Here is a 24,890-nt window from a genome sequence, read left to right on the forward strand (position 1 = left end):
ATCTGGCCGAAGCGGCCTACCGATTCAATCGCAGATTCCGCCTGCCCGAAATGCTGCCACGACTCGCCACGGCGATGATGCGTTGCAAGCCCTGCCCGGAGCCGGTTCTGCGCATGGCGAGCAATTATCATGGCTGAGAGTCAGGGCTAATCAGGTTAAATCTTGCTTTAGCCGCTTGCCTACGATTCAACTGTCTGGTGAATCCACCGCCTGAAGCGATACTGATCCACAAAGCTTGTCCTTGTCAAAAAAAATGACAAATGACAAGGTGCTACAACTTAATGGGGTGCTAGAAGCTTACGCTTGCGAAAAGTAAGTGGGTTCGTCTAGGGAACCCACTCACACTACTTCTCCCGCCGCCAGTTCACCGAGCCCTTGGTCTCCACCGTGCTGGATTCGGCTTCGATATCGAAGCCGCGGCTGAGCAGGTATTTCAGTGTCAGCACCGAGCCGCTGCCGACCATCGAGACGCCGTAGCCGACGTAGAGTTTTGGCGAGAGATACTTGCCGAAGCCCACCACCGAGCCGACGGTGCTGGATTCGCTCACCCCTGCTTCGTCCAGGCCGAGCTTGGCGCCGATCTGCGAGGCAATCAGGCTGCTGCCGGCCGACAGTGCCGCCGAGGCGGCGCTGACCTGCTGGGTTTCGTCGCTGCTGGCGGTGGACAGGCCGCGGCCGAGCACCAGGTACGAGAGCGCTTCGGATTGCGACATCGCTGGTTCCGACCAGACATCGGCACGCGGCGATTCGGCGCGGCCGCTGACGTCGATGCCGGCAGTGACATCGCCGACCTTGCGTTCGGCGCGCAGGCTCACGCGCGGGTCGGAGACGATGTTGTTGTTCCAGGTCAGCTGGCCACGGCTGATGGTCAGGTCCTGGCCGTAGGCCTTGTAGCGGCCGCGCACGTCCAGCCCGCCGTTGGCGGTCATCTCGCGTCCCGGGCGGGCGCGGATCTGCATCTGCCCGCTCAGCCCGCCCTTCAGGCCGAAGCCGCTCATGTTGACCTTGTCGCCAAGCACGATGGCCAGATCCATATCCAGCGGCGAGGCAGGCGCTTCTTCCGGATCCACCGGGTCCAGCACCACCACGTCCTCGGATACCGAGGTGCCGCGATCCAGGCGTTCCAGGTCGATGTCGGCTTCGGGCACGGTGACCTTGCCGCGCAGCTGCATGGTGTTGTCGGTGATGCCGAACTGCATGTCCGGGTTGGCGATGATGCGCAACTCGCTGGTGTTGTACGCCAGCACATTGCTGCCGCGGATATTCAGCAGCAACGGCGTGCTGGTGCCGAACCACGACAGCCCGCCGTCGATGTTGAGCGTGCCTTCGCCCGACTTGGCCGAGGCGGTGATCTTGGCCGCGCCATCCGGCAATGCGTCGAAGCGGCCCTTGCCCTCGCTCAGGGTCAAACCCATCGACGGATATTCGGCAGTGAAATTGCTCAAGGTGGCATCGCCGCCCAGCAACGGCTTGTCGCGGGTGCCGCGCAGGCTCACATGGCCTTCGACCAGGCCCTTGGGCTGCACCACATCGGCCACCACCAGCTCCAGCCAGTACAGCCGCGACATATTGAGATACAGCTCGCCATTGAGCGGCGCGTACGCATCCCAGCCGGTGTTGAACTTTGCATCGACAAAGCCGGCGCCCTGGAAGCCGATACCGAGCTTGGCCTGGATCTGCTGCGGGGTGAAATCGGCCTGCACGCTGAACTGGTCGTAGCGCAGCAACTCGCCGCGATTGGGGTTGCCGGCCACCGCCGCGTAGCGGGTTTCGCCCAGGCGGATGCCGCCTTCGGGCGAGGCGATGCGGAACGCGCCTTCCCAGGCATTGCCGCGCGGCTTGAAACTGCCATCGAGCGCAAGTTCGCCACGCAGATAGATCTGCCGCCCTTCCTGCTTGGGCAGCCACGGTTGCACCAGCGAAAGCGGCAGCGCCTCGCCGTGCACCACCATGCCCTCGCGCGGCCAGTTGGCGCTGGCGCACAGCGCGCCGCCGGTGGCCGCGCCCAGGCAGGTGTCTGACAGCGTAAACGCGGCGCCATCGGTGCTGAACTGCGCCGGCTGGCGCAGCGCCCAGGCATCGCCCTTGGCCGGTGCGATCCGCAGCGTGGCGACCTGGCCCTGCCAACGCTCGCCATTGCGACGGACATCGCCCTGCAGCGCGACGTTGGCCATGCTGTTGGCGATATCGGCATCCAGGCGCAGCGCTTCCACCGCACCGCGTGCCTGCACGCGCACGCTGTCCAGCACTACGCCGGCTTCGATCGCCGTGCCCTGCAAGGCCAGCTGCCCGTCGCTGCCGCGCCACGGCAGACGCCCACGCAAACTGATGCTTTGCGCGCTGTAGGTGTCCCAGCGCAGGCCGTTGCCGACCAGGTCGGCAGTGATGTCGGGCGCGTCGCGACGGCCGCTGACCTGCAGCTGCCCGCGCATCGTGCCGGTGGCGCCGGGCAGGACATCGTCCAGCTGCAGCGGCTGCAATTGCGCGGCGATATCCAGCTGGTCGCCGACCTTGCCCTTGGCAGTGATGCGGCTATTGCCCAGCGACAGCTGCAATTGGCCCTCGCCCTGTTCACCACGCAAGGCGAACTTGCCGTTGGCCGACAGCGCGCGTTGACGCAGCTGGCCGGTCAGGCTCGGGATATCGGCCGTGGCCTCGAAGCCCGGCGACACGCCACCGGCCGGTGCCGGCAACTGGCGGCCCTTGGAGGCGACCTTGCCGGAGAGATTGCCGTTCCAGCCCGGCGCGAAGTAGCCCGGATCGAACTTGGCCAGCTGGGCGCTGATATCCCACTGCAGCTCCGGGGTCCAACCCACTTCGCCGGTGAGATCCAGCGCGCCGCCCGGGGTCTTGGCCTGCACCTGCTTGAGCTGCGCACGCTGGTCGTTGCCGCGGCTGTCGAACACCAGCGCGGCCTGCTGCCCATCGCGCTCCAGCGTGGCACGGCCGATCGCCGCCCACGCCTTCAGGTTGCCGGCCACGCCCAGCCGCGCATCGATCAATTCCACCGGCACCAGCGGCGCATCGGGCGTGGCCGGGTCCGCCGCGGGGGTAAACCGCAGGCCGCTGGCATTGACCGCAAACCGGAAGCTCGGATTCTGCGTGTCGTGGAAATCGGCAGTCCCACGCAACTGCGCGCGGCCTTCGAAGGCATCGATCACCAACGGCTCGACGGTGATGACCTGGTCCAGCAGGCTGATGTGCGAAGGCCGCAAGGTGGCGCTCAGCTCGCCCTGCTTGACGCTGCCTTGCAGGTCGGCATTACCGCCCTTGCCGGAGGCCTGCAGGTTCAGTGCGATCGGCGTGGCCGGGGCGGCGTACTCCCCATTGCTGGCCGGCATCAGCAGCGAGGTATCCAGCGCGTCGGTGACGGACTTGAAGGCCCAGGTCGGGTCGTCGCGCCCGGTGAACACCAGGCTGGCCTGCAACGGTGCCGGCGCGCGGCCGGCGATGGCCACTTCCATCTTGTCCAGATCGCCGCGTGCGACCAGCCCCAGGCTGGCCGGGGTGCGGCCACGTGCGGCCGGCAGCACCGCGGTGGCGGTGAGATCGGCGCGGTAGTCCTCGTTGGGGAGGTAATCGCCGTGCAGGCGGAAGTCGCCCATGTCGGTGTCGATCACCAGATCGCGCGTGCGCAGTTCGCCAGTGGCTACTTCCAGCCCACCCTGCACCTTGTGCAGCACGATCATCGGCTGCTGCAGCTGGGTGATGCGCAGGTTCTGCACATCGATCTTGTCGGCCTGGATCGCCAGCGGCACGTTGATCTGCGGCAGCGATTCGGGCCAGCTCGGCAGCGTGAACGGCTCCTCGCTCTTGCCCAGATTCAGGCTGGCATTGCTGACCTGCACCGCGTCCAGCTGCAGCTTGCGCCCCAGCAGCGGGCGCAGGTCCGGCTCCAGATACACGCGCTCTGCAGTGAAATGGATGTCCTGATAGTGGAAATCCACATCGCGCAAGGTCAGCGGGCCGGCCACCGGGCCTTCGACCTTGCCGTAGGTAAAGGTGGCACCGACCGGCAGGCGCGCGGTCACCTGCGCCAGCAACACGTCGCGCCCGGCCACGGTCTGCAGCAGCCAGTACACCGCGATCAGCGCCAGCAACACCAGGCCCAGCACGGTCAGCCCCGAGCCCACCCAGAAGCGGCGGCGGCGGTAGAAACGCGCGCGGCGCGGTGCGGGGGGCGGCGTCGGCGTGCTCACAGGTTGGCCCCGATATCGATATAGAGCTGGAACTGCGAGTCGGGGTCGTTCAGGCCATGCGCGATGTCCACGCGCACCGGGCCCACCGGCGAGCGCCAGCGCAGGCCGAAGCCGATACCGGTGTGCCAGTCGGGCGTGTCGTCGAAGGCGCTGCCGCTATCGACGAACACCGCACCGCCCCAGGGGCCGCCCTTGAGGTAATGCTCGTATTCGGCACTGGCGGTGACCACGTTCTTGGCACCGAGCGCGAATTCGTCCGGCTTGGGCGTGCGCGGGCCGACTTCGCGGAAGGCATAGCCGCGGATGCTGTTGGCGCCGCCGGCAAAGAAGCGCAGGCTCGGCGGCATCGCCACCAGGTCGCTGGTCCAGGTGGTGCCGCCTTCGCCGCGCAGGATCACCCGGCCGTTGTCGCCGGCCCCCAGGAACCAGCGCAGCTGGCCGTAGAGCTGGCCGAAATTGGTATCCGAGCCGGCGCCTTCGGCACCGCCGCGGATGAACGCCTGCCCGGACACGCCGCTGCGCGGGAACAGGCGGTCGTCGACATTGACGTAGTTGGCCTGCAACTGCGGATAGATCAGCGTGGAGGTCTCGTAGACCGCATCGGTAAAATCGCTGCCGCTGCTGAACCGCCAGCGCTCGCGCAGAGCGTTGATCGAGGCGATCGCACTCCAGCGCTCGTTGATCTGGCCGCTGCGGCTGCCGGTGAGTTTGACGTTGCGCAGGTCGATGTAGTCGGTCTGCTCGTCGTACAGCCGCGCCGAGGCGGTGTACCAGCCGTCCAGCCAGCGGAACGCCGGCACGCGGTAGCTGGTGGTCAGGCTCTTGCGGTTCTGCGCGTAATCCAGCTGCGTGTCCATCTTGTGGCCGCGCGCATTGACGTAGCGTCGCTCCACGCCGCCACGCACACCGGCGCCGCTCTCGCTGCCGTAGCTCAAGCCGGAAGTGTAGACGGTGCGCTTGGCGCGGGTGAGCTTCACATCCACCGGCACCCGGCCCTGGTCGTCGGCTTCTTCCGGCTTGGGCTGGATATCGATGGTGCTGAAGTAATCCAGCTTGGTCAGCGACTCGCGCAGCCGGTCCAGCTTGCCTTCGTGGTAGTAGCTGCCTTCGTCCCAGTACACCAGCGGCTCGAACAGGCCGGGGCGGAAGTAGTCGTAGTCGAAGCGCACCTTGCCCATGTCGTAGCGGCGGCCGCTGTCCCAATTCAGATCGATATCGGCCGCATGCTCGGCGCGCGTCACCGCCACGCGGCGCTGGGTGAAATCGGCATCGAAGTAGCCGCGCTCGGCCAGGCGGCGGGTGATGCGCACCTTGCTCGCTTCGTATTGCGGATGACTGAAGACCTGGCCTTCGCGCGGTTCGAACTGCTTGAGGTCCTGGCCCAGATAGCGGTCCTGCTCGGCCCAGCCGGTGATGGAGATATGCGACTGCCGCACGCGTACCGGCTCGCCACGATCCACCGTGATCACCACCGTCACCTTGTCGCCGGCGCGCGGCGCGGCCAGCTCGATGGTCGGCGAGTAATAGCCGAACGGTTCCAGTGCCTCGCGCGTCTGCCGTTCGGCCTGCGCCAGCAGATACTCCAGCCGCGACTCGCCCTGCTCCTTGCCGACGGCCTCATACAGAGACAGGGAGACCTCGATGTTCTCGATCATCTCGGCGTCGTCGCCGTCGTCCAACCCCTTGATTTCGATCTTGTCGATGGTTGCCCGAGCAACCGCTTGCAGCGGAACGAACAGGGTGCACAGCAAGGAAAGAGCAAACGCGACTTTAAGCATCGGCAAAGGATACCTAGCCTCGGCGTGAAGGGACAAAAAATGTGAGCAATCTCGACTATACGCAGGTGCAGGGGCTGGCTAGAGTCGGGGTGTTGTTAACGTTTCGTTGACAGCGACACGACGCGGCCCCCCCCCCCCCCCNTGGAGAGAGGGGTTTTCATGAAGCGCCATTTACTGGTCAACGCCGTATGCGCCGCCCTGGCCATGCCATCGCTTGCAATGGCCCAGAGTCAGGACGCGGTGACTGAATTGAACAAGGTCACCGTGACAGGCTCGTTGATTCCGCGGTCGCGGGTCGAAACAGCCACCCCGGTGTTCTCCATCACCGCCCAGGACATCCAGCGCCGCGGCTTCAAGGATGTCTACGATGTGCTGCGCTCGCAGCCGATGGCCACCGGCTCGGTGCAGGATGGCCAGTTCAGTAACGGCTTCACTCCCGGTGCCAAGTCGCTGAGCCTGCTCGGCCTGGATCCCGGCTTCACCCTGGTGCTGATCGACGGCCGGCCGATGGCCGATTACCCGCTGCTCTATAACGGCCAGAGCAACTTCGTCGACCTGGCCAGCGTGCCGGTGGGCATGGTCGAACGCATCGACGTGGCGCCCGGCAACCAGTCCTCGATCTACGGCTCCAGCGCCATTGCCGGCGTGGTCAACATCATCCTGAAGAAGCACGTCGACGGCGTGCAGATGAATTACCGCATGGGCACCTACGGCGGCGGCGGCAACAACCAGCGCTTCCAGCTCACCGGCGGCAGCACCCTGGGCAAGGCCGATATCGTCTGGGGCCTGCAGCTCAACAACCAGGACCCGATCTACGGCTTCCAGCGGCGCGACTTCGATTCCACCTCCGACAATCCGGACCCCACGTTGCGCTACGGCTCGCGCATCGCGCTGCACAACACGCCAACCACCTACATCGACCCCGGCGCCGCCAACTGCGATGCACTGGGCCCGCTGTTCAACGGCTCGGTGCAATACGACAACCGCGCCAATCGCGGCAACTTCTGCAGCAGCCGCACCACGCCCGGTTACGCCAGCATCCTCAACAAGGAACGCAGCGCCAGCGGCTACGCCAACCTGACCTACGCCTTCAACGACAACACCCAGGGCTACGCGACCCTGCTGCTCAATCGCACCAAGGTGGAGGTCAACAGCGGCCCGCGCTTCTGGCAGACCTCGTCCGACACCGGCGGCTTGTTCTACAACCAGGGCAGCCAGCAACTGGAAGGTTATCAGCGCATCTTCGCGCCTGAAGAAACCGGCAACCTGGACTTCAACAACGATCGCCAGATCGCCGATTCCTACAACATCGCCGCCGGCATCAAGGGTGGGCTGGGCGCCAGCAACTGGACCTACGATGCGTACTACGCGCGCGCCGAATACCGCATCGACAGCCGCCAGCAATGGCCGTTGGCCGATCGCATCGAGGACTTCTTCCGCGAGCAGTTCCTGGGCGCCCAGCAAGGCGAGTACTACGGCTACCCGATCTATTCGCCCAACGATGCCAACTTCTATCGCGCCTTGACGCCGGCGCAATACCGCAGCTTCAACGACGAGATCCGCACCAAATCCCGGACCTGGACCCAGAACCTCAACCTGCAACTGACCAACACCGAACTGTTCAACCTGCCAGCCGGGGCGGTGGGCGTGGCCGGCGTGCTGCAGGCGGGCAACCAGTAAGGGAAAATCCGACCGATCAACGCGTGATCGCCGGCGACTTCTACCAGCTGACCGGCACCCAGGGCAGCGGCAAGCGCGAGAACTGGGCGGCGGCGTTCGAGATGCGGGTACCGATCCTGAGCACCTTGACCGCCAATCTGTCCGGCCGTTACGACGACTACAGGAACCAGGGCGGCGGCGGCGATTCCAAGTTCACCTACAAGGCCGCGCTGGAATTCCGTCCGGTCGATTCGCTGCTGTTCCGCGGCAACTACGCCACAGCGTTCAAGGCACCGGACATGGCGTTTTCCTTCGCTGGCGACAGCGGCTTCTTCCAGGGCGTCAACGATTACTACCGCTGCGCGCTCGAAGAACCCAACGTGCCGATCGCCGACTGCACCTACGCGGGTACCTCGATCGCCGGACGCCGCGCCGGCAATCGCGACCTGCAGTCGATCACCGCCAAATCCTGGGGCTATGGCGTGGTGTGGTCGCCGAGCGCGCGCTTCAGCGTCAACGCCGATTACTACAACATCAAGATCGACCAGAAAGTCAGCGACCTGAGCACCGACAACCTGCTGCAGACCGAATCGGCCTGCCGTCTCGGCAGCCTGGACATCAGCTCGCCCACCTGCGTGGACGCGCTGTCGCGCATCGATCGCACCGCAGCCGATGCACCGGTACCCAACCGCTTGAGCAACATCCGCATCAACCCGATCAATATCTCCAACGAGGAGATCTCCGGCGTGCTCAGCAAGGCGACCTACAACCTGGCCACCGAGTCCTGGGGCCTGTTCGTCTTCGATGCGCAATACAACCTCACCGTCAAGCACGAAAGCCAGCAGTTCCCGCAGGACCCGGTGCGCGACCTGCTCAGCGAGCCGTTCTTCTCCTCCGAGTTCCGCAGCATCGTCAATGCCTCGGTCACGTGGCAGAAGGATGCATGGACCACCACGCTGTTCGCTCAACGCAATGGGCGCACGCCCGACTTCGTGGCGCAGCAAAGCACCGATGGCTATGCGGTGGAAGGCGCACGCAAGGTCGGGGCGTGGACCACGCTCAATGCCACGCTGGACTATGCGGTCAACGACGACATCTCGCTGACGGCGACGGTCAACAACCTGGCCGACGCCCGCCCGCCGCGCGACCGCGCCTACACCAGCTCCCCGTACTACAACATCTTCAACTACACCGGCTACGGGCGTTCCTACATGCTGGAGCTCAACTGGCGTTTCGGCGCGCACTGAGTCAACCAGGGCGGTATCTGCCGGCGGCAGCCATCGGGCTGGCGCCGGCCTTCTAGGGCACGCGAGTTCGACTTGGGCGTTCCGGGATCCCCGCTGCTGCAAGTGGGCGAGCTAGGAATGGCTGAAAAGGGACGCAGGCGAAGCTGGCGACACGCCGGCACTTCGCTTGCGGGCACGCCGCATGCATCAAGGCCGCGTCCTCGCGTCGTGTCGCTGGCTGTTGTCAGCGTGCGTCGGTCTGGATCAGGCCGGCGTGTAGCAAGGCCTGCCGCAGCGGTTCCAGCTGCGTGGCGTAGCGCCGCCATTCTTCGACGTTGCGCCCGTGCACGCCTTCGCGCACCTGCACGCTGCTCAACGTGGCCGATGCGGCCGCATTGCGGGTGATATCGCTCTGCCCGGGCTCGATCTGCAGCCCGCAGCGCGCCATCAGCTGCTGCAGCACCGTGGATGGATCACGCACCATCTGCGCGTAGTCCACATCGATCACCCGGCCCGGCAATGCCGCCCGCCACTGCGCCATCAAGGCGTGGTACGCCTGATAGTGACGCGCCAGCGTGTGCAGGTCGTAGCTGTAGGCGTAGGAGTCGCCGAACAGCGCGCGGTAATTGGAGAAGCACACCGCCATCGGCTCACGCACCAGATGCACGATCAATGCCCCCGGCAAGGCGCGCGCGATCGCCCCGATCGCCACTGCGTTGGCCGGTAACTTGTCGATGTACCAGCGTGCCGATCCCGCCCGCCATTGCGTCTGTTCCAGGTAACGTGCGCCGATCTGCGCGTAGTCCAGCGCTGGCAAGGCCTGCAGCAGCCGCGCATCCAGCAGGCTGCGGCCGGCCTGGTCGGCGCCCCAACGCAGTTGATGGCCGAAGTCGTTCAACTCGCCCGCCGACACCACCTGGGAATGATTGCCCAGCATCCGCTCCAGCACCGTGGTGCCCGAGCGCGGCAAACCGAGCACGAAGATCGGTTGCGGGCCGTGTGCGGCAGCGGCTTGCTGCGCGGCAAACACGCCCTGTTCGGCCAGCGCACCCAGCTGCGCATACAACGCCGCCTCGGCCTCGGCGTCGTGACGCAGGCGTGCATGCATCACCGCGTTGCCATGCTGCAACGCGTCCCAGGCGGCATCGGTCTGGCCGAGATCTTCCAGCTCCTTGTACAGCGCGAACGCCAGCCCGGCGCGATCTTCGCTGTCGGGCTTGGCAAGCTGCAGTTGCCGACGCAGTTGCTCCACATGGTTGCTGCTGGCGCTCTGCCGGCGCAGGCGCGCGCGCGTCAGCGCCGCGCGGCCATAGCCGGGTTTCTGCGCCAGTGCCTGCTCCAGCGCCTGCGCCGCTTCATCGAGGCGACCATTGAACTGCAACTGCACCGCAAGAAAGAAACGAAAATCCGCTCCATCGAATCCGCAGGCCTGTGCACGCTGCATCATCGCCAGTGCATCGACGTGTTCGCCCAGGGATTGATGCACGTGCGCGAGCAGGGCCAAGGTTGCGCCGTCCTGGCACCGCATCACCGATGGATGCCGCAGCAAGGCATGCAGTGCGCGATGCTCGCCGACACGCAGCAAGGCCTGCGCCACGCGGCAACGCATCGCCACGTCGTCGCCCAGATCGCCTGCGGCCAGCCGCAACTGCGCAACCGCCTCGCGCATCCTGCCATTGGCCAGCACGGTGCCGGCCAGCAGCACGCGCGCCGCCACATGCGCCGGCTCCACGTCCAGCAGCGCCTGCAACGCCGACGCCGCCACAGCCAGGTCGCGGCGTGCCAACGCGGCCTGCGCGGTCTGCCAGTGCGCCGCGCCGGCGGACGCGGCCATCAGCTGGACAGATGCTCGATGGCGGCGACGCTGCCGAGGCGGTCGCCGAGCTTCTTCAGCAGGGCCAGGCGATTGGCGCGCAGTTGCGCGTCGTCGGCGTTGACCATCACCCCGTCGAAGAACGCGTCCACCTGCGGGCGCAACCGCGCCAGCCGCGCGAGCACGGCGACGTAGTCGTGCCGGTGCAGCGCATCGCCGGTATCGCCGATGGCCGCTTCCACCGCTTCGGCCAGGGCGTGCTCGGCCGGTTCGCGCAGCAGGCTGGTGTCGATGTCGCCGGGGATCGCGCCCTCGACCTTGCGCAGGATGTTGCGGATGCGCTTGTTGGCGGCGGCCAGGGCTTCGGCTTCGGGCAGCGTGGCGAAGATGCCGATCGCATCGATACGGCGGTCGAAGTCGTAGAGGGAGCCGTGGGTCGCGCCCAGGTGCGCTCCTACGAGCTCTGTAGGAGCGCCCTCGGGCGCGACCGAGAACAAGGCAGCGACCGCATTGAAGTGCGTGGCAGGAACGCCCTTGTCTGCGTAGTAGCCGCGTAGGCGGTCGAGGATGAAGTCAAAAATCTCTGCTGTAGTCGCCTCTACATTTGGCACCCATAGTCCGCCGCCTTGACGCTCTGCGACATTGACGCCGTGGGTCTTGGCCGCTTCAGCCGCTGTTTGCTGTTTACTAGCTTGCGACGAGGCCAAAGCGGAATTAACCAAACCCACTGCTTTCTTGATCAAATCAAGTAGTGATAAGTCAAACCCACTCTCAATCACCGTCCGCGCCAGCCCCAGGGCATTGCGCCGCAGCGCGAACGGGTCCTTATTGCCGGTCGGCTTCAAACCGGCCGCAAAGCCACCGGCCAAGGTATCCAGCCGTTCTGCAATCGCCAGCACCTTGCCCAGCGGCGACAGTGCGATGTCGTCGCCGGCAAAGCGCGGCTGGTAGGCCTCGTCGATGGCCAGCGCAATCTCGCTCGGTTCGCCGGCGGCCTTGGCGTAATGACGCCCGGCAATGCCCTGCAGCTCCGGGAATTCGTTGACCATGCGCGATTGCAGGTCGTTCTTGGCCAGCTGCGCGGCGCGGCGCGCCTGCGCCGGATCGGCGCCCACCTGCGGCGCGATCGCCTCGGCCAGCGCCGCCACACGCGCCACCTTGTCGGCCACCGTGCCCAGCTTGGCCTGATAGGTGACGCTGGCCAGGCCCGCGCCCATCGCCTCCAGCCCCTGCTTGAGGTCTTCGTCGAAGAAGAACTTGGCATCGGCAAAGCGCGGACGGATCACCCGCTCGTAGCCTTTGGCGACTTCGGCCACGTCGTTGGAGACGATATTGGCGATGCCGATGAACTGCTCGGTCAACTTGCCGCCGTCGTCCAGTACCGGGAAGAATTTCTGGTTGATCTCCATGGTTTCGATCAGCGCTTCCTGCGGCACCGCCAGGAAGTCGCGCTCGAAGCTGCACAGCACCGCCGACGGCCATTCGACCAGGTTGACCACCTGCTCCAGGTTGTCGTCGCTGATGCGTGCGCTGCCGCCGGCCTGCCTGGCGGCGGCTTCGACCTCTTCGACGATGCGCGCACGGCGTGCGTCCGCATCCACCAGCACATGCGCCGCGCGCAAGGCCTCGACGTAGTCGCCCGGTGCCGCCAGCGATACCTCGCCCTGATGCATGAAACGGTGCCCGCGGCTGAGGCGATCGCCACGCACGCCCAGCAGCTCGGCCGGAACCACGCGGTCGCCGAACAGCAGCACCAGCCACTGCACCGGCCGCGCGAAGGCGTATTCGTGCGCGCCCCAGCGCATCGGCTTGGGGATCGGCATCGCCGCGATCGCCTCGCGCAGGATGTCGGGCAGCAAGTCGGCGGTGCGCGCGCCCGGCGTCACCGCGCGGTGCACGAAGCGCTCGCCCTTGGCGTCGCTGGTGCGCTCCAGCGCGGTCCAGTCGATCCCGGCCTTGGCGGCGAAACCGGCCAGCGCCCTGGTCGGCTTGCCCTCGGCATCCAGCGCGATGTTGAGATACGGGCCCAGCACTTCGGAGCGCTGCTCGGGCTGCTCGATGGCCACGCCCGGCAGCAGCACCGCCAGGCGGCGCGGTGTGGACAGCGGCTTGGCGTCGCCCCGGGTGACCGCGACGCCGCGCTTTTCCAGACCGTGCAGCACGCCATCGAAGAAAGCCTGCGCCAGACCCGGCAGCGCCTTGACCGGCAGCTCTTCGGTGCCCAGTTCGATCAGCAGGGGAAGTTGTTCGCTCATGTCAGGTGGACCTTTGCATTGTTCCCTTCTCCCCTCGGGAGAAGGTGCCTCGAAGAGGCGGATGAGGGTACGGGCGAAGCCTATGGAGTTTGGGTACACGAGGCCTCCGCCCCGTACCCTCACCCCAACCCCTCTCCCGACGGGAGAGGGGCTTGTTGCTTCCTTCTCCCCCTCGGGAGAAGGTGCCCCGAAGGGGCGGATGAGGGTACCGGCGAAGCGCCGTGGAGTTTGAGTGCACGAGGGCTGCGCCTCGTCCCCTCACCCCAACCCCTCTCCCGGGGGGAGAGGGGCTTTGGTTACTGCTTTACTCCGGGAAAGCCCAGCTTCTCGCGCTGGGCGTAGTACGCCTGCGCCACGCCCTGCGCCAGCGCGCGTACGCGCAGGATGTAGCGCTGGCGTTCGGTCACGCTGATCGCGCGGCGCGCATCCAGCAGGTTGAACGCGTGGCTGGCCTTGGTGACCTGTTCGTAGGCCGGCAATGGCAGGCCGACCTCGACCAGATGCCTGGCTTCGGCTTCGCAGGCGTCGAAGCGATGGAACAGCTCGGCCACGTTGGCATGCGCGAAGTTGTAGGCGCTCTGCTCCACCTCGTTCTGGTGATAGACATCGCCGTAGCTCACCGGCGTGCCGTCCGGGCCGTAGGTCCATACCAGGTCGTAGACGTTGTCGCAGCTCTGCAGGTACATGCACAGCCGTTCCAGCCCGTAGGTGATCTCGCCCAGCACCGGCTTGCACTCCAGTCCGCCGGCCTGCTGGAAGTAGGTGAACTGGGTGACTTCCATGCCGTTGAGCCAGACTTCCCAGCCCAGGCCCCAGGCGCCGAGCGTCGGCGATTCCCAGTTGTCCTCGACAAAGCGCAGGTCGTGCACCAGCGGATCGATGCCCAGGGCCTTGAGCGACCCCAGGTACAGGTCCTGGATGTTGTCCGGGTTGGGCTTCATCGCCACCTGGTACTGGTAGTAGCGCTGCAGGCGGTTGGGGTTTTCGCCGTAGCGGCCGTCGGTGGGGCGGCGCGAGGGCTGCACGTAGGCCGCATTCCACGGCTCCGGTCCCAGCGCGCGCAGGAAGGTGGCCGGATGGAACGTGCCTGCGCCCACTTCCAGGTCCAGCGGCTGGATCAGCACACAGCCTTGCTCGGCCCAGTACTGGTTGAGGGTCTGGATCAGGCCCTGGAAAGTGATTGGAACGCGCCGGGAATCGGACATGCAGCAAAGGCCGTGCGGAAGGGGTGCGCTAGTATACCGGCCGACCCGCAGCGCTTTGCCGCGGAGCACCGCCGCAGGGGAACATCGAACATGGAACAGCGGCGTACGGCCGATCCAGACAGCGCAGCGGCGATCCTGCCGCGCGGCCGGTTGATGTTCGACCCGGTGGCGGCCGCGTTGCTCGCCGATGGCATGGTGGTGCCGCACGAACACGAGCGCGTGCAGTTCTCCGCCGCCGGCGTGCGCAATGCCAGCGAGGTGCATCCGCTGGTGCTGCTGGCCAATCTCAAGCTGCATGCCGCGCAGCCGCCGGCCGGCGAACTCGGGCTGGAACGGCTGACCGAATGGCTGGCCACCCGCACCGGCCTGCGCTATCTGCGCATCGATCCCACCCGCATCGACGTGGCCGCGGTCACCGGCGTGGTCTCGCATGCGTATGCGCGCCGCCACCGCATCCTGCCGCTGGCGCTGGATGCCGAGCGCGTGCTGATCGCCACCAGCGAGCCGCTGGCGCTGGAATGGCTGGCCGACGTGCAGCACTTAAGCCGGCGCCGCATCGAGCTGGCGCTGATCAACCCGCTGGACCTGCATCGCTACACGATGGAGTTCTTCGGCGTGACCCAGTCGGTGCGCGGCGCGCGCGGGGATGTGCGCAGCGCCGAACCGGGTGCCGGCCTGCCCAGTTTCGAGCAGCTGGTGGAACTGGGCCGCGCCGGCGACGTCAATGCCGACGACCACCACATCGTGCATATCGTCGACTGGCTGCTGCAGTACGCCTACGAACAGCGGGCCAGCGACATCCATCTGGAGCCGCGTCGCGAGGCCGGGCGCATGCGCTTCCGCATCGACGGGGTGCTGCACAAGGTGCTGGAAGTGCCGCCGTCGGTGATGACCGCGGTGGTCAGCCGCATCAAGGTGCTCGGCCGCATGGACCTGGCCGAACGCCGCCGCCCGCAGGACGGCCGCATCAAGACGCGGTCGCCGGGCGGGCGCGAGGTGGAAATGCGCCTGTCCACGATGCCCACCGCGTTCGGCGAGAAGTGCGTGATGCGCATCTTCGACCCGGATTCGGCGTTCAAGAGCATCGAGCAGCTCGGCTTCAGCCCGGAAGAGGCCGCCGGCTGGAGCGCGCTGGTCGAGCGCCCGCACGGCATCGTGCTGGTCACCGGCCCGACCGGCTCGGGCAAGACCACCACGCTGTATTCCACGCTCAAGCGCCTGGCCACGCCGGACGTGAACGTGTGCAGCGTGGAGGACCCGATCGAGATGATCGCGCCCGAGTTCAACCAGATGCAGGTGCAGCAGAACATCGACCTGGATTTCGCCAGCGGCGTGCGCACGCTGCTGCGCCAGGACCCGGACATCATCATGATCGGCGAAATCCGCGACCTGGAGACCGCGCAGATGGCGGTGCAGGCCTCGCTCACCGGGCATCTGGTGCTGTCCACGCTGCACACCAACGATGCCGCCTCGGCGATCACCCGCCTGCTCGACCTGGGCGTGCCGCATTACCTGGTGGCGTCCACGCTCAACGGCGTGCTGGCGCAGCGGCTGGTGCGCACCCTGTGCGTGCACTGCAAGCGCCCGCAGACGCTCAGCGACGATGCGTGGGCGGCGATCCGCGAGCCGGGCGAAGCGCTGCCGGAGGTGCTGAACGTGCACGCGCCGGTCGGCTGCCTGGAATGCCGCCGCACCGGCTACCTGGGCCGGGTGGGCCTGTACGAACTGCTGCCGGTCACCCCGCGCCTGCGCACCCTGATCCGCCCGGACACCGAACTGGCCAGCTTCAGCCACGCCGCCCGCGGCGAAGGCCTGCGCACCTTGCGCCGCACCGGCCTGGAGAAGGTCGCCGCCGGGCTGACGACCATCGAAGAGGTGCTGTCGGTGTTGCCGCCACCGGAATAGACGAGTCCTTCGTCCTGACGACCACGCCGCTTGCGCGTGCATGATCCGTAGAGGACCTTCGACGCCGCGAGGCGTCGAGGGCCGGCAGGGATCGGTTGAAAACGTCTCTGCTGACAGCAGGACCGATCCCTGCCGATCGCTCGTGTTCGCTCAGGCACACGGTTGCTTGGCATGCACGCATGCGACACATCCGGTTTGCACGCCGTTCTCGCACACGTCGCGGTCGATCGCCATGACGGCGATCGACTCATTCGCCCGCTCCTGCGAGCCACACGCGCTTGATGTTCCCGCACCAGCGGAACTCGGCGCTCATGCCTTTAGGGCGGAGATGTCGTCTGGCTCACAGCTAAACCCTCTTGAGAGCCGCAGTTTCGCGACGTCGCGTTGATTGGTCCTCATGCGCGGCCCCAAGACGCTCGATGTGGGCGGGCTTGCTCACGTTAGCTGTCATCTCGTGCATCGCCTTTCTGTGCCCTGCGATTTCCTGCGTCAGATTTGCCTGCCTGACCGGATCGGTCTGAGGTTTTTGCCGCTCCTTGTCGAGTCGTGTCTGCGCAAACTGCATCCGCTTGTACAACAGATGCGTTTGCGCCTTGGCGTTGAAGCTCTCGGCGGTGTGAAACTGCACTTCAAACGCGTAGCCCTCGGCATCGGTGAAGCTGGCATTGATGCCCCGATAGGTGCCGTCTCCTGAGGTAAAGTAGTTCTGCAGCTTCACGCACGTCATCCCTTGCCGACGCAGTGCGTCCTGGGCCGCCTGCACCTTCGCCACGAAACCCTCGGACGGCAACTCGAGCGCATAGCGCAGCGCATCGCCTACGCTCTGCGTAGCCTGTTCTGCTGTCATGCCGGCGCGCAGATGGCGCCGAATCTTGTCCTTGATCGAGGCGACCGATTTCTGGAACGGAGCCTGTTGCACCTGCTCGATCCGGCCCTGCTTGGCGTTGTAGCGCACGTTGCCCCAGAGCCGCGCACCCAAGCCCTCGGCCAGCGTGTTGAGCACCGGCGTCAGCGACGCTTGCTTGCCTGTGGCGGCGTTGAACATGCTGTGTGCCGGCGATGCGTCCGCATTGACGGGGGTCTGTTCGGAGGCGAGCGCCGACGATGTGCTTGCCAATGTCGGCACGGTCTCTTCCTGCCAGTCTTCGATCTCCTCGCACCCTGGCGGCGAGGCTACGCGCTTGAAGGCCTCCAGCGCCGGCGCCTGCAGCTCGCGCTGCTCGGCCCCCGACGCACCGCCAAGCGCCAGCGCATATCTGCGCTTGTACAGATCGTGGAAGCGCTCCTTGAGCGCGAAGGTCTCCGGCGTATGGAACTGGATCTCCCACAGCGCACCCTCAGGGCTGCGCAGCGTGACATTGATGGCCTTGAAGGAGCGCGGGTAGTCGGTGAATTGATTGGTCAGCTTGACCCGTGCATGGCCCTGATCGTCCAGTGCGGCCAGCACGGCGCGCAGGCCGGCGGTAAAGTCCTGCGGTTCCAGCACCACGCTGTAGCGCAGCGCGTCGTTGACGCTGGCTGCCGCCTCTTCCAACGTCTGCTTCTTCAACGCCACCCGCTGCTTGAGCTTTTCCTGCAACGAGCTGTATGACTTCAGTTGATGCTGCGTGCCCGCCAGTTGCCCACCATGGCGTGCGGCAATGCGTTGCAGCATGTCGGTGACCTGCGGCTCCATCTGGCGAGCGCGCCAGAGCAAGGCCTGTGCCTCTACCTCAATGTCCTGCGGCTGCACGGCGCGCAGCCGCTCGGCCGGCGGCGGCGGCCGGTCGATCCAGCCGGCCTGCTGTAGTGCCTCAAGCGCGTCTTCCATGACGCCAGCGGCCATCGACGGCATGCGCTGCAGCAGCAGCTTGGTCTGTTCGGGATTGAAGCGCCCGTCCTGCATGGCCCGGGCGGTCGCCCTGCTGTAGGGCACGCTGCGGACCCGCTCGACGAAGCCCCGCTCGGACCGTTCGCAGGCCTCCACGATCTTGGCGAACAGTGCCGTGCCGGTGTCGGACTTCAGCGCATCGGTGCCGACCTTGATCGCGATGGTGAACAGGTTGCGTATGGTCAGTTCCGGCTCGCCAGGGATGAGCCCGGGTTGCCCGTCCGGGAACTGTGCATGCGACAGCCGGCACACCGGGTAGTTGTCCAGAATGGCGTGGATGCGCGCGTCGACGCCAGAGGCGGCCTCGTAGGCCTTGGCAAGGCTGGGAAACGCCTCAGCCAGGGCCTCGGGCAACGCCGGCGCGGCGCTGTCGGCGGCCGGGTCCGTCTCAAGCGCAAGCAGCTGCGCGTGCAGCAACGCGGCCGCCTGGCGTGCCTCGGGCAGGTGCGCGCGTTCGATCGCCTCGCGCGCCTGCACGCGCAGCGTGGCCAACACCTGGGGATCGCGGACCTGCTCTTCGAGCAGCTCGCGCAAACCGTTGCGCAACTCGCGCTCGATGCCATCGTAGGTGCCGAACATCATGTCGCGCGCCATCGCTTCGCGCAGTTCGTCCGGTTGCGCCATGAAGCGCGTCGCCAGCGTAGCGGCCGCCGTGGTGATGCGCTGACCGCGCTTGAGGGACATGATCTCGGCCAGCCGCCCGGGCTGGTACTGGCCACTGACCGGGACGATGGCCGGGGTGGCCGTCTTCGGTGGCTTGAAGGACTGTTGCTGGCCGCGCCGGGCCTGGCGATCCACCATCACCCGTGAAATCAGCGCGGCCAGCTTTGGATAGCCTGCGTAGATGAAGGCGTCGTCGCCGTCGGTGTCCATGTTGCGTTTGCGCAACTCGTCAATCGGCAGTGCGCCCAGGCGCCCGGGCTCGACGATGTCCTTGAGCCGCAGGCTGCCGGTGCTCAGGATGTCGCGCGGCAAGGCACCGCGGTCGCGGCCGTTTGTCCAGCACGACAGCGTCTTCAGATCTTCCTTGGAACAGGCCAGGTCGGTGTCGCTGAACGCGGCCGGCCACTGCTGCTCGGGCACCACCACCAGCATGCCCTTGCTGTGCAGCATCTGCGGATCGACGCCGGAACGATCATCGAAACCGGTGTAGCTGTACTGAATGCCGAAGCACTGGGAGAGGAACGCGGCGGTGGCGTCGCCCTTGGCCACGGTGGCGATGCGCTGCTCCGGCACCGGCAGCAGATTTTCCTTGTCGTAGGGAGGCTTGCCGAGCAGCAACGGGCCGCCCGCGACATCGAAGGCCTGGCTGCGCTGCTGCGGCAGATGCACCTTGTCGTCGGCCGAAGGCACCGCCCGCACCCGCTGGCCCTGGTAGCCACCGCCGATGAGCGGCCTGTACATCCACAGGGGATCATCGCCTGTCGGCTCCAGTGTCTGCAGCCGGTCCTGCATTGCCGCATGCGCCTCTTCCAGCGCCGCCGCATCGCGCGGGTAATGCTGCAAGGCCTGCGCTGGCATCATCGAAGGACCCTTGTCCTTGGCCACCAGATCGCGCTGCTCCTCGGTGGCCTGGTTCGCCTGCACCGCGTGCCAGGCCTCGTAATGCTTGCGGAAGGCGGGGATGGACAAGGCCACCTCCAGTTTCAGAAAGCCGCAGCCATCGTTGGGACACAACGCCAGGGCAGTGCCATCCACGGCCAACGGCTTGAACGGATGCGCAGGGCCCTCGACGTCATCCAACACGCCCAGGCGCAGCGTGCCCTCCACGACATGGTCGTTCGGCACCATCTCCAGCAGCGAGCGCTGCATGCGCGACCAGTCCTCGCGTTGCGGAGCGAGCTTGGCGGCAAGCTGCATCAGGCTGCTGCCCGGGGCGGTGTCGGCATAGCGGAATGCCGGCAACAGCGACGCCGACTCCTTGCGTTGGGACAGCACCGGGCTGTGGCTACCGGATTTGCTGCGCGCGGCGCGACTGCCGCCGAACATGTCGAAGCGCCAGGGCTCGCCGTTGTAGTTGAACGTCCGCGCGAGCATGAAGGTCGATAGCTCACCAGGCAATTGCACCTCCACCAGCGGCAACCCGGTCAGGCGCGCAAACAGCGAATACGGCTTGTCCGATTCGGACCGGTTGGTCGACAGCTCCTTGCCCACCAGATCGACCACCACATGGGTCGTGCTGCCGCGGCCGGGCGCCGGCGCCACCGGCCGGCCGGGAACCGAGGACATGCTCAAGCGCCCACTGTCCAGGTCGAAGCGGGTCGGCGGATGGGCCTGGGTAATCGTCGGCGCGTCCTTGGCCATGCGCAGGTCCAGGGGGTCGAACACCTGCTCGCCGGCCTCGATCTGCGCGATCAGGTTCCAGCTCATCTCGCCCAGGTCCGTCTCGATGGCCTCGCGCGTGCGCGCCAGTGTCAGGTCCACCCACTTCACCAATTCCTCGCGGCGCTGGCGCAGTTGCTTGCGCGGGCCGTCAAGATGGCGCGCTTTCCATTGCCGGCTCACCACCGCGTAGGCCTTGAGCACCTGGTAGAAGGTCAGCGCCGGGCAGCGCGTTGCATGCTGTTCGATGCCGGCCGACGCGCGCGCGCAGTCGTCGCCCAGGTACAGGTCGATCTTGCGCGCGACGATGGGCTGCAACGTATTGAACACGTGCAATGCCTGGACCCGACGGCGGGGCCTGAGCTCCGGGCTGCGGATAAACGGCAACAGTCCCATGCAGAGGCTGCCGATCCCCTCAAGGCTGGTCTGGCGTAATCCATCGTCCCCGATCAGGGCCGACACCTGCTCCAGTGCCGGCTGTCCCAGCGAACGCATTTGGCGCTCAAGCCGCGCCGATGCAAGGGCCTTGAAGAGCACACCGATATCGCCGGCCGACGCGGACGCAAACCGCTCGCGGTGCACGTCCAGGTGCCCGGCCATCGCCTGCAGCTTGGCGACACCCAGGGTCCGGAACTGCTCATCGTCCTCTTCGTCCAGATGCGACAGCCGGGACATCGCGTTGGCCAACACCGCGATCCCCGCATCTGGAACTGCCGCCAGGGCAGCTCGGCCGAGCCTGCGCGCTCGGCGAGCAGCACGAATGCCGACTGGCACGCCGGCCGGGCGAGGCATTTGCTCAGCGCGTTGAGCGCCACGGCCACGTCTTGCGGGTTCAGGGCCTTGCGCAAATCGGGACCGTCGGCCAGCGTCGCCGCCAAGACGTCGATGGCGCTCTCGCAGGCTGGCGTGCCGGGCCATTTGCTCAGGGCATTGAGCGCTTGGCTCACGTCGATCGGGGCCAAGGCATGACGCAAGCCGGCGTCGTTGGTCAGCCGCTCGGCCAGCGCGCTGGCGGCGGCCGCGCAGGCCGGCACGTTGGGCCACTTGCTCAGGGCGTTGAGTGCGTTGCCAACGCCTTGCGGATCCAGATCCCCGCGCAACCCGGGATCGTTGGCCAGCCGTGCGGCCAGCGCGTCGACGACAGCCGCGCAGACCGGTATGTCCGGCCATTTGCTCAGCGCGTTGAGCACGGTGCCCACGCGATGCTCGCTCAGGGCCTGGCGTAACGCGGGATCGTCGACCAGCCGCTCGGCCAGCACACTGGCGGCGGCCGCACAGACCGACATGTTGGGCCATTTGCTCAGGGCGTTGAGCGCGATGGCCACGCCATACGCCGTCAGGGCCTGGCGTAACGCGGGCTCGTCGGCCAACCGCTCAGCCAGCGCGCCGGCGGCCGCCGCACAGGCCGCGTTGTCGGGCCATTTGCTCAAGGCGTTGAGCGCGGTGGCCACTTGCTGCGCGTCGAAGGCCTGGCGCAACCTGGGATCGTCGGCCACCCCTGCGGCCAAGGCGCTCGCCGCGGCGGCACAGGCCGGCATGTCTGGCCATTTGCTCAGGGCGTTAAGCGCGTTGATCACTTCTCGCGGCTTGAGCGCGTCGCGCACATCGGGCTCGTGTATCAGCCGCTCGGCCAGCGTGTTGGCGGCGGCCGCACAGGCCTGGTTGTCGGGCCATTTGCACAGGGCATTGAGCGCGGTGGCCACTTGCTGCGCGTCGAAGGCCTGGCGCAACCTGGGTTCGGCGGGCACCCGTGCGGCCAGTGCGCTGGCAGCGGCCGCACAGACCCGCGTGCCGGGCCATTTGCTCAGGGCATTGAGCGCATTGGCCACGTCCAATGGATTGAGATCCTTGCGTAACCCGGGATCGGCGGCCAGCCGCTCGGCCAACGCACTGGCAGCGGCTGCACAGACCGGGGTGTCAGGCCATTTGCTCAAGGCATTGAGCGCGTTGGCCACGTCTAGTGCATTGAAGGCCTTGCGTAACAGGGAATCGCCGACCAGGCGCCCTGCAAGCTTGCGGGCGGCGTCCGCACAGACCTCGGCGCCCGGCCATTTACTCAAGGCGTTCAAGACGTTGGTCACGTCGATCGGGCCAAGTTCGTTGCGCAGGCCGGGCTCGTCGACCAGCCGCTCGGCCAGCGCGTTGACGGCCTCCGCACAAACCGCCGTGTCCGGCCACTTGCTCAACGCGTTAAGCACGATGACCACACCTTCCCGGTCCAGGTCCTTGCGCAACTGGGGCTCGTCGGCCAGGCGCTCGGCCAGCGTGCTGGCGGCAACCGCACAGACCTGCTTGTCAGGCCATTTGCTCAAGGCTTTGAGCGTGGTGACAACTTGCTGTGCGTCGAGCGCCTTGCGCAACTGGGGCTCGTCGACCAGCCGCTCGGCGAGCGCGCTGGCGGCGTCCGCGCAGATCGGCGTGTTGGGCCATTTGCTCAGGGAATGGAGCGCGATGACCACTTCTTGCGGCTTGAGGGCCTTGCGCAACCTCCTCTCGTGGGCCAGCCGCCCGGCCAGCGCGCTGGCGGCCTGCCCACAGATCGGTGTATCCGGCCATTTGCTCAGCGCGTCCAGCGCTTGGGTCACGTTGATCGGGTCCAGGGCCTTGCACAGCTCGGGATCGTGGGCCAGCCGCCCGGCCAGCGCGCTGGCGGCCTGCCCACAGCTCGGTATGTCCGGCCATTTGCCCAGCGCGTTGAGCGCGTTGGCCACGCCTTGCGGGTCCAGATCCTTGCGCAATTCGGGATCGTCCACCACGCGTTCGGCCAGCGCACTGGCGGCGGCGGCACAGACCGGGGTGTCGGGCCATTTGCTCAGCGCGTTGAGTACATTGGACACGCCTTGCGGGTCCAGGTCCTTGCGCAGCTCGGGGTCGTCGGCAACCCGCCCTGCCAGCGCACTGACGGCGGCCGCACAGACCTGGTTGTCGGGCCATTTGCTCAGGGCGTTGAGCGCGTTGGACAGGCCTCGCGCGTTTAGGGCCCTGCACAACTCGGGGTCGTCGGCCAGCCGCTCGGCCAGCGCACTGGCGACCGCCGCACAGACCGGGGTGTCGGCCGATTTGCTCAGGGCGTTGAGCGCATTTCCCAGTTCTTGCGGCTTCAGTTCCTTGCGCAATCTGGACTCGTCGGCCAACCGCTCGGCGAGCGCGCTGACGGCATTCCCGCAGTCCGGCGTGTCGGGCCATTTGCACAGGGCGTTGAGCGCGGTCGCCACGCTCTGGGCGTCCATGGCGCAACGCAGGCGATTGTCGCTGGCGACAAGCGCGGCAAACCGGTGCGCCATCGCCTGGCAGTCCGGGTTATCGGACCACCTGCTGAAGGCATTGAGTGCCAGGCTGATGTTCTGCGCACTCAGAGTCTGTCGGGTGTGGTCGTCACGCTGCAGATGACGTGCCAAACGCGCCACCGCGCGTTCACACCGGCCGCTGTCGACATTCTTCGAGAAGGCATTCAGAAGCAGAAGTGACAGATAGCCTCCCAGCCCCACCAGATCATCGGCCTGCGTGAGCTCTCCGGCGATCCATGCGATTGCCTCCATGCATGCGGGCTGGTTCGGGTGCTTGCTCAGCTTGTTGCCCACATGCGCCAGCTGCGCCAGCGATGCACCTTCGAACCACCCTGTCTCTGAGAGATAGTGTGCTGCAAGCTCGATGCAACGATCGAGATCGCGGGGCGTTGCCCACCTGTCGCGCCGTGCGATGGCAACCAGCCGAAGGTACTTGTCGAGCCGACTCGCGTTGACTTGCGCATGCACACTCTCTTCAAGGAAGGGCAAAGCCATCCGGCCACGCACGCAATGCGCCAATTCGTTGTCATATGCCATGGACACGCACAGGCCGGCGTTGTGGTTCGCAGCGATCCCGTGCGGCTCGCTCAACTGTCGCCACTGCTGCTGTCGCTGCGACTGCAGCCGTTTTTTTGCGGCCGGGTCCAGCTGATCTTCGGCCGTGCGAAGCTCCGCCGTCGTCAACCTCACGCCATGGATTGGCCGCTTTGGCTGCCGATAGGGTTCTTGCTCTTCGCGCGGTCGTTTTCCTGCGATCCGGTCGGACTGCTGTTCGGTCGATCGAAGATTTACCCTCGCCTCCAAACCATCATGCGTTGGTCGTTGTGGCCGACGATGCGACGAGGCAACGCTGACGTCGGCGGGCAATTTGCCCGGGCGCCGCTCGGTTTCGGTTCGCTCGTTTTTTTTTTATGGCAGAGGGCTGCCCGTGTCGCGTCGACGCCCCAGGGTCGTCCGACTCTACCCGCCGCCGTTTGCTAGGCGGGTGTCCAAGGGGGTGACGATTGTCCCTGGTGCTGGCTGTTGCCTGATGCTCGGCTAGCCTGGGCTTCTCCTCATGAGCGTAAGGCAAGTTTGTGCGTAACGAATTTGGATTGGTGGCATGGGTTTTCATGCCCGAAGTTTAGTCACTCTGCCCACGAGCGACTTCTTCAATCCGAAGCGCCGACGAAGTGTGCGACGCCCGCTGTGCGTTGGGCTAATGGCCCCCAACACATTGCATGGATTGAACGCATGGGATGCAGCACGCCGGCACGGCGACGTATTCTGCAGCCATCGGGCACAGGACTCGGATAGTTAGGCCCGATTCGACGGTTTTTACTCGAATCCTGCCGAACTCGCCTCGACCTGACCACCACGAAGGCGCAAAGG

At 66.4% G+C, this 24,890-nt stretch carries 6 protein-coding genes and 3 pseudogenes; 3 read left to right on the forward strand and 6 right to left on the reverse strand.

The annotated features are described in order from the left end of the window. Nucleotides 1-137 (forward strand): annotated as a pseudogene (locus tag XarbCFBP7408_RS19865) (IS1595 family transposase); the annotation flags it as partial. A gap of 207 nt (nt 138-344) precedes the next feature. On the opposite strand, the gene XarbCFBP7408_RS19870 reads toward XarbCFBP7408_RS19865, so the two are convergent. After that, nucleotides 345-4,199 (reverse strand): translocation/assembly module TamB domain-containing protein, encoded by a 3,855-nt coding sequence (locus XarbCFBP7408_RS19870; protein ID WP_104564412.1) that lies wholly within the window; start codon nt 4,197-4,199, stop codon nt 345-347. Beyond that, nucleotides 4,196-5,977 (reverse strand): autotransporter assembly complex protein TamA, encoded by a 1,782-nt coding sequence (locus XarbCFBP7408_RS19875; protein ID WP_104564413.1) that lies wholly within the window; start codon nt 5,975-5,977, stop codon nt 4,196-4,198. Before XarbCFBP7408_RS19875 ends, XarbCFBP7408_RS19870 begins: the two co-directional genes overlap by 4 nt. A gap of 219 nt (nt 5,978-6,196) precedes the next feature. Between XarbCFBP7408_RS19875 and XarbCFBP7408_RS19880 the strand changes: the two are divergent. Then, a pseudogene (locus XarbCFBP7408_RS19880) lies at nt 6,197-8,883 on the forward strand (TonB-dependent receptor plug domain-containing protein). A gap of 223 nt (nt 8,884-9,106) precedes the next feature. On the opposite strand, the gene XarbCFBP7408_RS19885 reads toward XarbCFBP7408_RS19880, so the two are convergent. From XarbCFBP7408_RS19885 to glyQ, 3 genes are all read right to left on the reverse strand, one after another. Then, entirely contained in the window at nt 9,107-10,696 is a 1,590-nt protein-coding gene (locus tag XarbCFBP7408_RS19885; RefSeq protein ID WP_104564414.1) for a tetratricopeptide repeat-containing sulfotransferase family protein, read from the reverse strand. After that, nucleotides 10,696-12,930, reverse strand: coding sequence for a glycine--tRNA ligase subunit beta (gene glyS, locus XarbCFBP7408_RS19890; protein WP_104564415.1), 2,235 nt, complete (start codon nt 12,928-12,930; stop codon nt 10,696-10,698). The genes XarbCFBP7408_RS19885 and glyS overlap by 1 nt, the downstream gene beginning before the upstream one ends. 296 nt (nt 12,931-13,226) lie before the next feature. After that, nucleotides 13,227-14,135, reverse strand: a complete 909-nt coding sequence (gene glyQ / locus XarbCFBP7408_RS19900; protein ID WP_104564417.1) for a glycine--tRNA ligase subunit alpha — start codon at nt 14,133-14,135, stop codon at nt 13,227-13,229. 90 nt (nt 14,136-14,225) lie between these two features. On the opposite strand from glyQ, the gene XarbCFBP7408_RS19905 reads away from it, so the two are divergent. After that, the gene (locus tag XarbCFBP7408_RS19905; protein ID WP_104564418.1) at nt 14,226-16,040 is read left to right on the forward strand and encodes a GspE/PulE family protein; all 1,815 of its coding nucleotides are present in this window, start codon (nt 14,226-14,228) and stop codon (nt 16,038-16,040) included. Between the two features lie 346 nt (nt 16,041-16,386). On the opposite strand, the pseudogene xopAD reads toward XarbCFBP7408_RS19905, so the two are convergent. Beyond that, nucleotides 16,387-24,633 (reverse strand): annotated as a pseudogene (xopAD, locus tag XarbCFBP7408_RS19910) (XopAD/skwp family type III secretion system effector). Nucleotides 24,634-24,890: the final 257 nt, after the last annotated feature.

The organism is Xanthomonas arboricola pv. guizotiae (genome assembly GCF_002940205.1).
In the GTDB taxonomy this organism is placed as follows: domain Bacteria; phylum Pseudomonadota; class Gammaproteobacteria; order Xanthomonadales; family Xanthomonadaceae; genus Xanthomonas; species Xanthomonas arboricola_C.